Raw genomic sequence first — 15,966 nt, 5'->3', positions numbered from 1 at the left:
GAAGGGACTTTCGATGATAAAATTGATTGAGGTGAAAGCAATGGAACTTGTATTCATCATTGGGTCTTCAAGTTCGGGAAAAACACGGAAGATAAAGGAGATAATCAAAGAACTCCATGCACAGGACCCCTTTTCATATCTTTTCGTAGGCCCGACAGGTGCTTACACAAAGACAATAAGAGAAGAACTTCTCGACAAGCTTGGCACGGTAATTTCGTCAAGGTTCCTTCCCGTTGATCACTTTGCCGTAGAAGTGATGAGACGTTTCAGACCGGAAATGCTGCACATAGATAACCACGTGGCAAGGCTCCTCATAAGCGAGGTCCTCGAAGAACTGGATAAAAAGGAGTTGTCCGGTTCCCCAGTTTTTGTGGAGTATATTATCGACATGATTCATGATGTAAAGGAAAACGGAGGGTTTGACAAACTATTTTCCCAGGATGACGAAACAGCGCTTTTCTTACAGAAAGTATTTGACAAGTTTTCCGAAAAGATGCTTGAAGATTTATACGATACCTTTGATGCTTACCTGAATGCCCCAGAATTCGTCGACGAGATAGAATTCGGGGAGTTTGGGGAAGTGCTAATACTCGACGGATTTCACGATTTCACACCGGCCCTTCGTACTTTCCTCTCAGTGGTATCTCTTTCGTTCAAAAAGGTGTACATTACGGTGACTGAGGATGAAAGAAGAAAGGACCTCTTCAGTGAAACCGAAAGTATTTTTAAATTTGCTGATGATTTGATAAAAAGACAGCAGGACCTTTCCGGCCAGCCGATTTCAGAGAGCAGGATATATCTGGATAATTCTCACTTTCCCAGTAAATTATCAAGCTTTTTCGAAAACTTTTTCGCAAAGCCAAAATCAGAAAAGCCCTGTGAAAATGTGAAGGTAGTAGCCACTTCCGATGTGTTCAGCGAGGTTGAGTTCATAGCCAAAGAGGTAAAGACTCTCATAGAAAGAGGATATGAACCGGGAGATATTGCCATCGTCACAGAAGACTTTAATGAATATGATAAACTGCTCTCAAAAAAACTTGAAGAATACACTGTACCCTTCAGGAGCGAAGGCGATACGCCACTGCAAGAATCCCTCGCTGTAAGAATGTTATTGCTGCCACTGGAAGCTGCTGTGAGCGGTTACCGCCCGGAGAAGCTCATGGCAATGGCGGACTTCGGCTACGGCGGTCTCGAGCTGGACACAAAGCTTTTCGAATCAGTAATGGTAGATTCCAGGCTTTATTATGATTTCAGGCGCGAAAGTTACAAAAAACGCCTGGAAAGATGGACAGCGGAACTTCAAAAATATAGGGGATACTTGCTTGACAAGCTCAGAAGCATCGAGGCACACGGAGACGAAGAGTTTTTGGAATCAGAAAAAGAACCGTATGAGATGGTGCTCGAGAAACTGGATACCGAAATTGTTCCCGCAATCAAGGAGATTTTTAAGGTACTGGAACCTTTCAAAAGCGTTAGAAAAAGGGATTGCAGGCTGTACGGCGATTACTTCAGGAACTGGGATAAAAAGCTGAATCTAACCGGCAGATACAAAGAAACTGGAAACACGAGAGAACTGCGTGCCCTTGATGTGTTCTTCAATAGAGTCATACCGGACCTCGAAAAATTACTCATTTATGTGGGGAAGGAAAGGCTCAACCCATCTGAGTATTATAAATATCTCTCGATGAGACTGAAAAACGAGTCTTTCAAAGAATGGCAAAACTTTTCAAATCGCGTTGAAATCCAGACTTTGTTGAACGCGAGGTTCTCGAAGAAAAAAATCAAATTCTTCGCCGGTTTTAAAGATGGTTCTTATCCATCGATAAAATTGAATCCCCTATATAGTTTCACTCAGTACAGCGAGAACCGACCAAAGGATCTCCTCCTCACAAAAGAGAAACAACAGAGACTGAATTTCTTCCTTGCCGTTAACCGGACTACTGAATTGCTATACTTTACGTATCCCGAATCTACCATCGACGGTGAACCTCTCCTACCTTCCCCGTATATGAAAGAAGTCCTTTCAAGTTCTCTCGCGAGCCCTATAAGTTATGGACGAGCTTTTGGAAAGAAGGAAGGCATAATTCCAGAACTCTCACAAGTAATGAGCAGTGAGGAGCTAAAGGTAGCTTCTGCCCAATACTTTACTACCCCTCTTTGGGATAAGGTCAGGAATAAATTGTCTGAAAATTTACCAGATGGCTTTCCATTAGAAGAACTCGAACAGGATCTTATGTTTTTCCATCGCCCCTTTGACTGGAAGGTGTCCAATGTTGAGATAATTGAAAAACTCGTGGGAAGAACATTCAGTTATTCAAGGCTTTCTACCTACAATAAATGCTCCTTCAAGTTCTTCCTTAGTTATATTCTCAAGCTTTCGACAGAGGAAGAGCACCTTTTCGAACTCTCCCCCCTCGACGAGGGAAATCTGTACCACGCTGTTCTGAAGGAATACTTTGAAGGCAAAGAACACGATCTCGATAAGCTTATCTCAAATCAGTTGAAGATCAGAATAAAAACTGATAAAGAGCTGGTTTTCCGCTTTGAACATCAAAGACTCAAAGAGGTACTAGAAAAATACCTCTATGAAAAAGAGGCAAAAAAACCTCCGAAGTTGAAACGTGACTATGTTCCCACATTCTTTGAGATTTCCTTCGGTAGTAAAGGAAATGAAGTTGAAATTATCAGCGGAATATATCTAAGAGGTAAGATCGACCGAATAGACATCAACGAGGAATCGAAGACCATGTATATTATCGACTATAAAAGAGGGGGAAACAGCGGTGATAAAGAACAGCTGATTCTCTATACCATAGCAGCTAAAAAGCTCTTTGAGAACAAAGGTTACACAGTTGAAGGAGGAACTTTCAGGCCATTGAGGGGTGATAGCGCCTCTAAAAACAGCTTCATTGTGATTCCAGAAGAAGACGATCTGGAAGGTGAGATCTGGAAGTTCGGACGTAGCAGTGTGAGCAGCAAAGAGATAAAAGACTGGATAACCCGTATTACGGGTGCATTATTCTCGGGAATTTTTAAACCGGAGATCATTACCAACGGTGGTGCATGCTTTAACTGTTACTTCTCAAAAAGTGCAAGAGTGTGCCCTGTTCTTTTGTGGAGAAAATCTAACGGAGGCAACGATTATGAATATTGATGTCAACAGGGATATTTTCATTTCCGCTTCGGCAGGTACAGGAAAGACATACCGACTTGTAAGCCACTATATAACAATATTTGAAAGGGCCTTCAAACTCGGTGAAAAACTCGATGTTCATAATGTTGTCGCGATCACCTTCACACGAAAAGCCGCGAAAGAGATGAAAGAAAGAGTTATGAAATCCATAGATGAGAGAATCATTCGAAATGCCCCGGGGAATTGGCTTTCTCTGAGGGCAAGAATGACGAACGCCTGGATTTCTACCATACATTCATTCTGTGAAAGGATACTTCGGGAGAGTGCTACTTACCTCGGGATTGATCCCGGTTTTCAGATTCTCAGCGGCATAAGACGGGTAACTTTAGAAAATGCCGTTGTCAGAAGTTATTTTCTCGAACATATGGACGAGTTGGAGCCGGTAATCGAGCTTGCAGGCATTGATGCTACGTTCAAATTGCTCAAAAGAATGCTGGGGAGTGAGCGGAACAAGTTGAAAGTTTCCACGACCATCTCAAAATTTCTTGAAGAGTATGAAATAGGTGAGAAAGGCAGAAAAACCCTTATCGCCACTGCTTTACTCGAAGAGCATTTCAAAAAGATAACGGAGCTCTACAATGAAGAGTGCAGGGGTGGAAACTACATTGACTTTGACAACCTTCTAATAAAAACAAAAGAACTGCTTCAGAACTACCCTTCAATAAAGCAGAAGTATTCCAGCAGATTCAAATACATCCTGGTGGACGAATTCCAGGATACCGATGAACTACAAAAAGAAATAATGGACTTACTTCATGAAGAAGGAGAGAACTATATTTTCTTCGTTGGAGATGCAAAACAATCCATCTACAGATTCAGAGGAGCAGACGTTACTGTTTTCAACAGAACGAGGAATGAATTCCTTTCCACAGGTAAACTAGTAGAGGAACTGGATACAAACAGACGTTCACATCCCGATATAGTTGAGTTTCAGAACAGACTATTCCAGCGAATTATGACAAATGACTTTTCAGGAAAGTATTATAAGGCTTACTATGAAAAACCCATAAAGGCACTTCCATATGATTCAGAGTCAAAAGAATCGAGGGTACGTATCCTCTATAGCGAAAAGGCGGATGATTCCAAAGAGATAGCGATGTATATTTCGAAACTCCTCCATGAAGAATTAACCTTTAGAAAAAAGGATGGAAGTATAGAGCGGAGAAAGGTAGAACCTCGGGATATAGCTATCCTGCTCAGACAGTTTACAAAGGTAACACATTACGAAGAGGCCCTGGAGGAGCTTGGAATACCGTATTACACTGTTGGTAGCAAAGAATTTTACAACAGACCGGAAGTTGCAGGTCCTCTTGCGTGGCTCGATATAGTGGTAGATCCCCTCGATGACAAAGCTTTCACACGGTTTTTGCTTTCTCCGGCTTTTGGTGCAAACCTTGATGAGATCTTAAAGTTGAGGGTTGCGGGAAGAAGTTTTTATGAGGCCCTCATGAATACAAATGATGAAAAATTCAAAAAAATAGCCGAACTCTTTCAAAAACACGCAAGACTCAAACATCTGCTTTCTCCCAGTGAATTGCTGGAAGATTTCGTTAGCAGCACAAACTATCTTTCTAAGCTGGCAACCCTTAAGGGCGCAGAACGGATGATCGGTAATGTGAAGAAGATGCTCGATATCGCGAAAGAACTTGACAACATTGGGACCAGTCTGAGAGAACTATCAGCCACTATAAAAGCTTTTGTCGATTCTGCAGAAGAAACGGAAGTTAGCCTTGAAACTGAAGAGTCCAACAGTGTAAAATTATTGACCGTTCACAAATCGAAAGGTCTAGAGTTTCCCGTGGTTATCGTAGCCGATACCTTCTGGAAAGAAAAAACGTCCAACAATCATTTCCCCGGCATCTTCTTCGACAAGGATAAATACCTTCTCATCGAGAAAAAGCCACCCGACGATGATGAAACCCTTCAGGCGAGGCTTTATCGTGATGAACTTGAAAAGATATACGAAGAGGAAAAGAGAACACTGTATGTGGCCTTCAGCAGACCCCGAGATCTACTTGTGATCAGTCTGAACGGCAAACCGAGTGGTATACGACCATGGTCTCAGATGCTTTCCGGAACGCTTTTCAACCTTGATAATGGTGACATTGTACCGGAGCTCGAAGACATCGTCGAGGTAGTTTCACCAGGGAAGGGTGTAAAATACAGGTTGGAAGAGGAAGTGAAAGCCACGGAAGAAATCCCTGAGATTCACATCATAAGGGATTTCACATCTGTAGATCGCATCGAGTACATCTCACCAAGCCTTCTCACTCAGGAATTCGAAGTCTCCATCGAACCTGAAGCCGGTGAAGTGAACCTGACTAGAAATCCTAGAGAACTGGGCACCCTTGCCCACGCTTATCTTGAAGCTGTGGGACTTCGCGGAAAGCTTGGCAGGATAACCCTCGAAAGCCTTGTCAGCGGCGGAAGAGTGGGCTTTGTTGACAGAACACGTTTCACTCAGGAGGAAGAAGAGAGTGTGCGAAGGGTTCTCAAGAAGCTGACGGACCACCCTCTTATTAGAGAGATCGAGAGGGCGGAGAAGGTCCACAGCGAGCTCAAAATACAGAAAAAATTCAACTCATATATTCTCCTTGGAATCCTTGATAAAATCTATCTGACGGAAGATGGTTGGAAAATAGTTGATTTCAAATTCGCCTATCCTGATGAAAAGCTGAAAGAAAAATATGAATTCCAGATGAAGTTCTACCTGTATATAACCAGAGAACTCTTCAAATCGAAAACAGCCAGGCTTTTCTATCTGAAAGATGGAAGCGTTTCCGAACCTATCACTCTTAACGATAGTTTTGAAAGTGAACTATTAGAGAAAATAAAACGTTTTGGAGGGATTGTGAATGGAAATTAAGATAAGACCTACAAGAAGGGCTTTTGTTTTAAGGTACATTATCTATCCGTATTACCTCATCGCTGGGACTGTGATGCTCTTCTGGAAAGACCTGTCTCAGCTTCCAGAAAATGACTACCTCATTTACCTTATCATGTGGGGGGGATTGACTGTTATTCCGGGTCTTATCCTAGCGTTCAAACGCAGAAAATTCAGCTGGTTTTTCTGGCCACTTGCACTGAATCTCCTGGGATGGGGGAGCAAGTTTGTGTTTAAAGAAGAGAACTACGACTATTATGTGAAGAACGGTCCCTATCTGGCATTTATAGCCGTATCAATTCTTGCTTTGATTTTCATCGAGCTCTACAGGCTTACCATAAAATACAAGATCTCAGACTCAGGTATAGAAATTACAACAGGGCTCTTCGGCGCTAACAATCAGCTCATCGTTAATAGACACATAACAAATGTGCTTTTGAAGAGGAATTTCCTTGAAATAATCTTTGGAGTGGGACATATAATCCCTGTCACTTCCTCCGGCATGGGCACCGGTGATGCTGGTGTATTTGGCGGTGTTACAGGTGGTGTGGGTGGTTCTGGAACCAACGTTGGTGGGGTTATGGGAAGCGTCGCCACACAAAAAGAGTTCGTAGCCGATCCCAAAAACTGCATTTATGGCGTCTCCTCTCCAAAGAAAATCATGGAAGAGGTCAAGAAAATTCTGACAAAACAGGGTTGACACTGGAAGCCGCTATGTCGGATGCGCCTGGCTACGCCAGGGATTAGCACTTCTTCGAAGTGGCTATGCGTTCCTGTGGAACGGATTTGCGCCTTCGGCGGAAAGAACCTTGTTATAAACCGGCTCATTGAGCCGCACATCCGTGCTGAAAGCACGCAACCCACACACAGTGTGCATATCCTGACGAAGTCAGCACATCGCGCGGACTCTCGGATCTCGGCTCTCTGTTTTTCTCTACACCCCAGACCCCAGACCCCACACCCGCTCTTCCCAAGAAGGTTCTTGTCGACCAACGGAAGACGGTAAACGACAAACGACTCCTCGTGGCTATGCGTTCCTATGGAACGGATTTGCGCCTTCGGCGGATGTAAGAAACCATTGTCGGTGGTTGGTTGTAGGTTGTTCGTTCTACACCCCAGACCCCATATCCCAAACCCACCCCTTCCAAGAATAGGTTCTTATCGGCCAACGGAAGACGATCAACGGTAAACGACTCTCGGGTTCTCGGTTATCACACACAACCCACAACCTACCACCCACAACAGTTTTTCTCGGACTCTCGGGTCTCGAATCAAATCCCCAGTCTCCAACACCTAACATCGCTTTTTGATCTTACGGAAAACGAAGGACGGCCAACGGATCTCGAACCTCAACCAGCTTCGTGTTATCATTTAATAAAAATCCTGGAAAGTGGAGATGACTATGGATAAACCAGAAAAGATAATGAGCCCAAAAGAAATATTCGAAACGCTGTTTGATATAACGAGGGTATTCACCAGATATTTCTCTGAACAGGTGGAGATAGGGGAACTAAAAACCGTTGAGTTTTTCATAATGCTTCTTGTGCACTTCAAAGGACCAAAAAAGATGCACGAACTCGCAGAAGCTTTCAATATGACACGAGGCAACACAACGATACTGGTGGATAATATGGAGAAACTTGGATACCTACGAAGGGAACGTTCTCGCGAAGACCGCAGGGTCGTGTTTGTTCATATAACGAAAAAAGGGAAAAAGCTCTGCGATGATATCGTAAACAGCTTTGGCAAGATCGTTGCCGACTTTCTCAACAAAGTCCCGAAAGAAGACATAGAGGTTGTTGGAGACGCTTTCGCAAGACTTACTAGACTTTTTGTTAGTGAGAATGGATCATAGCACATCCACTAAGAAAGCGTTCCACGCCTGTACAGTACAACCTCCATCAGGAAGGATTTCAGGAATCGCTCCCGGCATGCCGATCTTCAGAGCTTCCTCAAAGGAACTTCTCATATGGGCTTCAAGTTGTGTATCACCATAATTTATTGCTGCTTTCAAAGCGAGGGCCGTTGGCAAACTCCAAACGATTGAGTTCTTATCGGTAGGACCATATTCTCCAGCTTCAAACATCTCTAAAGGCAGTGTATGAATCATGCCATTATTAGTAAAAAAACCTCTTTCTTTCATCGTTTCCAAGGCTCTCTTCCCATATTCTTTGGGGACCAGTTCCAGTGCTAGTGGATAAATCTGAATGAAGTGGCCGAAGAAATATTTTTCACCACCAGAGATAGCATCGAAAAAAAGTTCTTCATTACCCCACACTTTTATGAAGTTCTTATGGAGTTTCTCGAGAAGGGGTTTCGTTTCCGATCTGCACTCGAGATGATCAATCAGACCGCTGCTCTCGAGTTCAAACAAGAGTTTGTAAAACCAGCTTGCAGAATCCAGCATGGCTGAAGCTTCCGTTCCCGGCACTTCAACAATCCCTTCGCCAACTGGATATCCGTCTTTATTTATCGAACTGAGAAGCCTTTTACAAGCGGTATCTACGAGTTTCATAAAACTAACTTCTCCAGTCAACGCCACATAACGTGTGACCAGGTATGCAAAAGCGGGGAGTTCATTTATTCTAGCTCTTGCATAGATTCGTCCGGCTGTCGTTACTTCATGAGGAGCAAGACCATCCCCAAACCTGGCCAGGTTCTCTATTGAAGCTTTAACAAGTTCTATCTGAGAAGTTCTCAGAAGTCCAAGACCGGTATAGACACTATCAATACCGAACCACCACGGAAATTCCGGTAATCCAGCGACATAACCTTCTCCGGCTTCCCTTTCAAAATAGAGGTCCAGCGCATTCAATTGAGCCCAGAATTTAATGTCTTCTTTATCTGCGGGCAAGAACTTCGAGTAATACTCTTTTTTAACTCCAACTACACTATCAAAAGGAACATGAGTTACTGAGTCCCCGGAAATCGTACAGGTTAAGGGATTTGATTGCGGGATAATCGTTATAATATCGTCTTTTATTTTTACCGACGGGGTATTTGCCCGGATGAAGAACTTTCTTTTCTCATTCAGTGACACTATGATCACCGTTTCAGCTCGCCTTCTCACTATCTCGAAAACCGGGGTGAGCTTCTCCTCTTCAAGCCAGGTAGGTGTCGGGTCGACTTGAAAGTTGAGTGCGTCGTTAGGCTTGTAGTCTGCTAGCGAGATGGCGAAAGTAGACTCGTGGGGATGAGCAACGAATTTCAAAGCTGTTTCACCGAACACTAGAATTTTGTGGTGGATGTTGTTCGTAAATTTATCCGGTGTGAGTATATCATCCCCCCTAGAGAGAGTAATGGAGGAAAAAAGACGCACATTTTCAAACCACAGTCCACCCATCTTACCTCTCACATGCCAGCCGATGTCTTCGTTCTTCCCATTTGTCCGACCAAAATAATAAACTTTTCTGCCACTCTCATAGAATGTAGAGTTCAAAATATCATCCCTTCAATCCTGTGGACACGCTGCTTTCCACGAAATATCTCTGGAAACTCAAGAAGATTATTATCATCGGGATTGTCATAAGTATAGATGCAGCCATCATATATTGCCAGAAGGTGTAATAGCTTGTTCTATAAAAATCCAACCCAACGGTAAGGGTGTACATGTTCTTGTCAGAAGTCATTAGTAAGGGCCAGAGAAAATCGTTCCATGTACCCACAAAGGTATAAATCGCCAAAGCGGCTATCGCAGGTTTGGAGATCGGGAGGACGATTTTCACATAGGTCTTGAATATTGAAGCTCCATCCATTCTGGCGGCTTCTTCCAATTCTCGAGGGATGCTGAGAAAGAACTGTCTCATTAAGAATAAGCCAAAGACTCCTGTGAGCTTGGGCAGGAAAAGACCGTAATATGTGTTCACAAATCCGAATTTGACCATAAGGTTGTAATTGGGAATCATTGTGACATGGCCTGGAATCATCAAAGTAGCGAGAAACATGATAAACCAGAAGTTTCTCAACGGGAACCTGAGCCTTGCGAAGGCGTAACCACCAAGGGTATCGAACAGCAGATGCCCTACGGTAACGAAGACCGCATACAGAACTGTGTTCAATATCCAACGAGCGTATGGGGTTATTCGGAAGATCTGAAGATAGTTTTCTACAGTACTCGGTGCATCAAAGACCTTTGGTGGCCATTCAAAGAGCTTGATCCCCGGTGGCCACTTCATGATGTCTACCCCGCGTTCTATTCCCTCCTCATCTGTGTATTTCATCGGAGTTACGGACACAAGCCCCGACCAAATGAAAGGAAAAAGAGAAATTGCGGCGTAGGCTATCAAAATTATATAAGAAACTATCAATCCGATTCTCCATTTTTTATTCATACCATCACCCTTTTTAGAAATAAGCTTCTTCTTTCATGAACTTTCTCTGGAGTGTCGTAATAAACAGTATAATAAGGAACAGGACCATGGCTATTGCCGAGGCATAACCCATATTATGGTATTCAAAGGCGTTCTTGTAGATGTAGTAGGAAATAGTAATATTTCGCATGTTCTTAATCAGGAAATATATCTGATCAAATACCTGCATACAGCCTATGATGCCCATGATTGAAACGAAAAGAATCTGAGGGCGAAGGAGTGGGAAAGTGATCTTCCAGAACCGCGTCCAGAATTTTGCTCCATCTATTTCAGCAGCTTCATAGATAGTCCTCGGTATCCCCTGCAAGCCAGCAAGGAAGGTTATCATGAAATAGCCAGCGGTTGTCCAGACGTTCAGCACCATAATTGCTCCAAGGGCTGTGTTTGGATTATTCAACCAATCAATTGGTTGCATTCCGAGATATCCAAGTAATCTGTTCAGGACACCGGGTTTCGAATATATGAGCCAGAAAATCATAGATATGGCTGCAGAAGAGGAAATCGCTGGAATAAAGAATACTGCCTTGAAGAAACCGCGTCCCCTTATATTCATATTGGCGGCCACAGCAAGTAGAATGGCTAAAAGCGTTTGAACAGGAACGACGATTATCGAATATACAAAAGCGTTTTTCAAGGAAATCCAGAAATACTGGTCCTTGGCCATCTTTTTGAAATTACTCAAACCAATGAAATCGGGGATATATCTCTTAAACAAATTACTTTCTGCTTTCATGTACCTTTCCATAAACTCCGCCACAGTCATTTCTTCCTTCAGCTTTCCAGCGAGAAAATCTTTTATGAGCCTCTCCGAATCAAGATAATTCTTAACGGCTTCTATCTGCCTTTCGTTCAGATTTACCCCAACATCGTAGAGAACGAAATCCACAGGGTTGAAAAACTCCGCTACTTCCTCATAGGAAACATCCTCTTCATCTGGAAAGACAGAGGTATGAAACATCATAGCCTCTTCGGGGATAAAACGCATTTTGAACTTCTGGGCTTCGGTCGGTTGGTAATTGGTAAAACTATAATAAAGCCCCGCGAAAACGGGATAAATTGTGAAAAGCATAATCGAAATGATTATTGGTGCTGCGAAGATATAACCAGCGATAGCTTCTTTCGTTTTCGAACTAAACCTCACACCCATCACCTCAAAAAAGCGGGTCGCGGAGTTCCGCGACCCATTAAAAGTCACTCACTCCTCTGATACCCAACTCATGTAATTGTCTTCGATTTCTTTCAACACTTGTTCAAAGCTTGTTTTTCCATAAAAGAGGTCTTTGAGCCTGCTGTTGATCTGGTCGTTGGCTTTGTTGAATATTCCACTTGGAGTTGGAATTCTCCATGGTATAGCATAGGCAGCCCCATCATAGAAGGCCTTTTTCATGGGATCTGTGTCTATGGCAGCTATGGACTTTCTCGAAGCGAGGACGCCAGCTCCTTCGACGAACATTTTTTGTCCTTCCTTAGTCAAGAATTTAACAACTTCCCAGGCTGCGTCTCTGTTTCTTGTGTTCCTGTTGATGGACCATGAAACAGTATAAACCATTGTCGCACGATTGATAAGATGAGGCATCTCAACGATCCCGGTTTTTTCCACCACATCCGGATATTGTCCTCTGATGTAACCAAGTGTCCATGGCCCTGTCATCGCCATAGCCACAGCTTCTTTTCCAAAGGCTTCTCCAATCCATCCCGCACCAAGGTTCGCAGGTTCCTGAGCCACTCCGTATTTGTTTACAAGGTCAAGATAGAATTGAATGGCAAATCTCGAATTGGGTTCAGTCAAACCAGTATTAAGATCCTCTTTGACCACTCTTCCATTTGCTGCTACAACAAAGGGTATTAAGCGGTTGAAATCGGGAGCAAGGACAAGAGGAGTCTCAAAACCTTTTCTCTTGAGCTGAAGAGCTTTGTCAAGGAAATCAAACCACGTGTCTTCGCTTGTCGGATATTCCACACCATACTCATCAAAGATCTCCTTGTTGTAGTAGAGAGCGAGGGTAGAAAAATCCTTGGGAATGCCGTAGATTCTCCCCCTGTAAGTAAAGGCTTCCACGAGCGAAGGATAGAAATCTTCGATATCGAAGTTGTCCTTCTTGATATAAAGATCCAGGGGAAGAAGCATGTTTTGCCTTGCCATTTCTTCGAACCAGAAGGTGTCAACATAGAATATATCCGGTGCAGTACCTGCGGAGAACTGTGTGATAATCATTTGCCTGAAATCCCCGGGAATGGGTTCCCATTCTACATGAATATCAGGATGCGTTTCGTTAAACTTTTCAACTATGGATTTGATAACGCCTTCCTCAATGGGATTTCCTGGCCAACCACTGATTCGAACGTTCACAACAGCGAGCGCACTAACAGTAAAAACAAACACCACCAGAAGAACTAACAGCTTTTTCACAATTACCCCTCCCTTTTCACCGGCCTTAAGGCCTGGTTTATGGTGAAAATCGTACCAATAGACCAAAGTTGTGGTGAGCAGCTCGTTGGATACTCGACAATATCTCCTCCTGTCTCTTCCTTTGAAAGGCCACTGAAGAGTTCAGGAAGCAGCTTGTCGTCAAACTTTTTCATTGCATCAAGCAGTGCCATAGATATTTTCTTTGCCTCGGTAGTATAGCCGTATTTAAGTAAGCCCATGATTATAATTGAATTGTCGTGGGGCCATACACTACCGTTGTGATAGGAAAATGGGTTATATCTTTTCATGTGTATGGAGAGTGTTCGGATTCCCCAGCCACTGAAGAGTTCAGAGGACATGAGCTTTCTCACAACCGCTTCGACCTTTTCGTCATCTATAATTCCCGTAAATAGGCACTGTCCAGGATTTGAACTTATGGAATCAACCTTCCGCTTATTTCCGTCGAGGGCAATGGCAAAATACCCTTCAGATTCCATCCAGAAATCCTTGTTGAAATTCTCTTTCAGGTTTCTACTTCTTTCGAGTAACTCGGTGGCTCTTTCAGTTTTTCCAAGTTTTGTGTATATGAAACTCAGATAATGGTATGCCAGATAGAGATATCCCTGAACTTCGACAAAAGCGATGGGAGGATGGGCAAGTTCCCCTTCTTTGAAGCTCACCGAATCACCGGAATCTTTCCATCCCTGGGTTTGTAGACCGCGCTCAGAAACCGGCCGATATTCAATATATCCATCACCATCAGCATCTCCGTATTCGTAGATCCATCTCTCCGCGGCTTCGATGTTAGGAAGTAACTTTTCGATGGTTTTTGTGTCCCCAGTTACTTCAAGATATTTCCCTGCAAGAATAATGTAAAGGAGCGTGGCATCAATTGTTCCGTAATACTGTTCAAAGGGTATCTGATTGCTCAGAGAAAGATAGTTCAACCTGACTTCGTGAATGATTTTCCCCGGAACTGAATCTTTGAAGTCATCGATCTTCACCGCTTGAAAGATCCCAAGAACCTCAAGCACTGTCCTGGCTGTCTCAGGAAAAGTTTCGAGGGTTTGAAGGGCGAATATAAGGCTGTCTCTACCGAAAATAGTAGCGTACCACGGAAGGCCAGCAGCAGGGAAATCACCATATCTAGTTGGAATCATCAGCATCTTGAGAGCCCCAATGGATTGTTTCACCAGAGGTGCTAGCTCCTCTATAGGTCTGGAGGGAAATCTGATTGGTCTGTCTTCAAGCATATCTTTAAAAATATTGCTACTTTTTAGTACTTTGTAAAAATGTAGATACCCTTTGAGATTGAGGGTCTGTTTAGGACCGAGGGCAAAATGCCCCTCAGGAAGTTCCTTTTCAATCCTATAAAAAGCTGAAGCGTCTTCATATTCAAGGCCTTTATCTTCCTGAATTTCAGAGGTTGTCCCTCTTTCCGAAAGGCCAAAGTAGGAATCATTTACCTCCCTTACAACGAATATGTCCTCATAGCCACTCTTCATTACATACTTCAGGTTGATATCCACGTCTCCATTAGAATAGTTAGTCAACCTGAGCTTCAATAGAAGCTTGTTACCGGAAACAATCATAGTTTCCTCAAGCAAGATATCAAAATGGTTTGAAAGAGGAGAAGAGCGAAATAGATACCGGTTTATTATAAAATCACTTCCAAATTTCGATTGAAGTTTTTTCATACCTCTGTCTGTTTCAAGATAGAAAGCCGAGCAAAACCGCGTATCTTCAAGATAAAGCCCCGCGGCGATATCCCTTCTGGAATCAATTATTCCTTCGTCATTACTCACTATCATCAAATTACCATTTTTGATTATCTTCATAATCTACCTCCGATGATTCGCGTATTATCAATTCCACATCAAGAACCTTCTTGGGATCTTCGCCTCTTTCAAGGCTGGTCACAATTGAGTCTGCCACGGTATATCCAACTTCTTCGATGGGTTGTCTTACCGTGGTCAAAGCTGGTCTGGCCATCGCAGCTTGCGGGATATCGTCAAATCCAATAACAGGTATTTTTCTTTCCAGCTCTTTCAGAGCTTTGAGGGCTCCTATTGCCATCAGATCTGAAGAGGCGAAAATCGCATCGAATTCACCATTGAAATTCTTAACCATCTCATAGCCAGAGCTTTCCGTAAAATCCCCATTCAATATGAGAGAGTCATCCGGTTCGAGTCCTTTTTTAAGGTAGGCATTTACGTATCCCCTGACACGCCAGATAGAAACGCTGTGACTTTTAGGACCATTGAGAAAGAGAATTCTTCTATGATCCTTATCCAGCAGATATGAAACAGCTTTTAAGGCACCGCCCATATTATCGGTGTCAACGTATGGAACATCTTCACCATCAATAGCTCTTCCCACTACAACGAATTTTGCTTTACGCTTTTTCAGAAAATCGACACGTTCATCTTTTTCTCTTAGATCGAGAATAATAAAAGCATCCACAATTCTCCTATCGAGAAAGGTTCTGTAAATTTCCACCGGGTTCCCATTTGGTTCTTCTATCGTCAATAGTAGTTGATATCCGTCTTCAGAAAGTCTTTTTGTGGTTTCTTTCAAAAATATGGAAAAATATGGAAAGTTGAACACATAATCTGTTGAGTAAGGAATTATGGTTGCTATGAGTCCTGTTTTCTTGCTCCTTAAACTTCTCGCCACATGGTTTGGAACATAGCCAAGTTCTTCAATGACTTTTATTACTTTTTCTCTGGTTCTTTTTGAAACAGAAGGTGAATTGTTTAACACTCTCGAAACCGTTGCCGTTGAAACGCCCGCTTTTTTTGCAACCACCGCGATATTTAATTTCACAAGATCACTTCCTAATGCAATGTAATCGATTACAATGTAATCGATTACATTATAGCAATATCAAATTCTCGATTCTACTTCAATGTATTGGAATTAAATTGAATCAGATAGAATTAGAAGTAATATGGAGTAAATAAAAGCCAATTTTGAAGGAATAAGAATTTTGCATTGTTAAAAAAGGACAAAAGCAAGAGAATTTTTAGATTATCGGTAAATATTCTCTGAAAATCGGGGATGATTGAGCCTTTCACGATTTATTTTTATTGTTACTGGTGAATATAAT

At 42.7% G+C, this 15,966-nt stretch carries 10 protein-coding genes; 4 read left to right on the top strand and 6 right to left on the bottom strand.

From position 1 onward, the window contains the following. Nucleotides 1–13: 13 nt before the first annotated feature. The 4 genes from IX53_RS07015 to IX53_RS07000 all read left to right on the top strand — a co-directional run bounded on the left by IX53_RS07015 (nt 14) and on the right by IX53_RS07000 (nt 7,932). The gene (locus IX53_RS07015; RefSeq protein WP_053001235.1) at nt 14–3,154 is read left to right on the top strand and encodes a PD-(D/E)XK nuclease family protein; all 3,141 of its coding nucleotides are present in this window, start codon (nt 14–16) and stop codon (nt 3,152–3,154) included. Continuing rightward, nucleotides 3,144–6,059, top strand: a complete 2,916-nt coding sequence (locus IX53_RS07010; protein WP_047754744.1) for a UvrD-helicase domain-containing protein — start codon at nt 3,144–3,146, stop codon at nt 6,057–6,059. Before IX53_RS07015 ends, IX53_RS07010 begins: the two co-directional genes overlap by 11 nt. Beyond that, nucleotides 6,049–6,777: a PH domain-containing protein gene (locus tag IX53_RS07005; RefSeq protein WP_245612698.1), complete on the top strand. Its 729-nt coding sequence runs from the start codon at nt 6,049–6,051 to the stop codon at nt 6,775–6,777. The genes IX53_RS07010 and IX53_RS07005 overlap by 11 nt, the downstream gene beginning before the upstream one ends. 702 nt (nt 6,778–7,479) lie before the next feature. Continuing rightward, the gene (locus IX53_RS07000) at nt 7,480–7,932 is read left to right on the top strand and encodes a MarR family winged helix-turn-helix transcriptional regulator (RefSeq protein ID WP_047754743.1); all 453 of its coding nucleotides are present in this window, start codon (nt 7,480–7,482) and stop codon (nt 7,930–7,932) included. On the opposite strand, the gene IX53_RS06995 is transcribed toward IX53_RS07000, so the two are convergent. The 6 genes from IX53_RS06995 to IX53_RS06970 are packed head-to-tail and all read right to left on the bottom strand — an operon-like array spanning nt 7,927 to nt 15,683. Continuing rightward, nucleotides 7,927–9,516 carry a glucosidase family protein gene (locus IX53_RS06995; RefSeq protein WP_047754742.1) on the bottom strand — a complete coding sequence of 530 codons (1,590 nt, stop codon included), beginning with the start codon at nt 9,514–9,516 and terminating at the stop codon, nt 7,927–7,929. The genes IX53_RS07000 and IX53_RS06995 overlap by 6 nt on opposite strands. 4 nt (nt 9,517–9,520) lie before the next feature. Beyond that, nucleotides 9,521–10,408 carry a carbohydrate ABC transporter permease gene (locus IX53_RS06990; protein WP_047754741.1) on the bottom strand — a complete coding sequence of 296 codons (888 nt, stop codon included), beginning with the start codon at nt 10,406–10,408 and terminating at the stop codon, nt 9,521–9,523. Nucleotides 10,409–10,421: 13 nt separating this feature from the next. Beyond that, nucleotides 10,422–11,594, bottom strand: coding sequence for a carbohydrate ABC transporter permease (locus tag IX53_RS06985; RefSeq protein ID WP_047755519.1), 1,173 nt, complete (start codon nt 11,592–11,594; stop codon nt 10,422–10,424). Between the two features lie 48 nt (nt 11,595–11,642). Further along, complete coding sequence (locus IX53_RS06980; RefSeq protein WP_047754740.1) at nt 11,643–12,857, bottom strand: ABC transporter substrate-binding protein; 1,215 nt, start codon at nt 12,855–12,857, stop codon at nt 11,643–11,645. A 2-nt stretch (nt 12,858–12,859) separates the two neighbouring features. Continuing rightward, nucleotides 12,860–14,695 (bottom strand): amylo-alpha-1,6-glucosidase, encoded by a 1,836-nt coding sequence (locus IX53_RS06975; protein WP_047754739.1) that lies wholly within the window; start codon nt 14,693–14,695, stop codon nt 12,860–12,862. After that, complete coding sequence (locus tag IX53_RS06970) at nt 14,673–15,683, bottom strand: LacI family DNA-binding transcriptional regulator (RefSeq protein WP_047754738.1); 1,011 nt, start codon at nt 15,681–15,683, stop codon at nt 14,673–14,675. Before IX53_RS06970 ends, IX53_RS06975 begins: the two co-directional genes overlap by 23 nt. Between the last annotated feature and the right edge of the window lie 283 nt (nt 15,684–15,966).

The sequence above is a fragment of the Kosmotoga pacifica genome (genome assembly GCF_001027025.1).
Taxonomy (GTDB): Bacteria; Thermotogota; Thermotogae; order Petrotogales; family Kosmotogaceae; genus Kosmotoga_B; species Kosmotoga_B pacifica.
The sequence above is the reverse complement of the archived record's forward strand: the minus strand, read 5'-3'. Positions and strand labels throughout refer to the sequence as shown.

Coding starts and splice junctions, on each gene's coding strand:
- IX53_RS07005 (WP_245612698.1), top strand. CDS start 6,049: ATGGAAATTAAGATAAGACCTACAAGAAGGGCTTTTGTTTTAAGGTAC.
- IX53_RS06985 (WP_047755519.1), bottom strand. CDS start 11,594: ATGGGTGTGAGGTTTAGTTCGAAAACGAAAGAAGCTATCGCTGGTTAT.
- IX53_RS07000 (WP_047754743.1), top strand. CDS start 7,480: ATGGATAAACCAGAAAAGATAATGAGCCCAAAAGAAATATTCGAAACG.
- IX53_RS07015 (WP_053001235.1), top strand. CDS start 14: ATGATAAAATTGATTGAGGTGAAAGCAATGGAACTTGTATTCATCATT.
- IX53_RS07010 (WP_047754744.1), top strand. CDS start 3,144: ATGAATATTGATGTCAACAGGGATATTTTCATTTCCGCTTCGGCAGGT.
- IX53_RS06975 (WP_047754739.1), bottom strand. CDS start 14,695: ATGAAGATAATCAAAAATGGTAATTTGATGATAGTGAGTAATGACGAA.
- IX53_RS06990 (WP_047754741.1), bottom strand. CDS start 10,408: ATGAATAAAAAATGGAGAATCGGATTGATAGTTTCTTATATAATTTTG.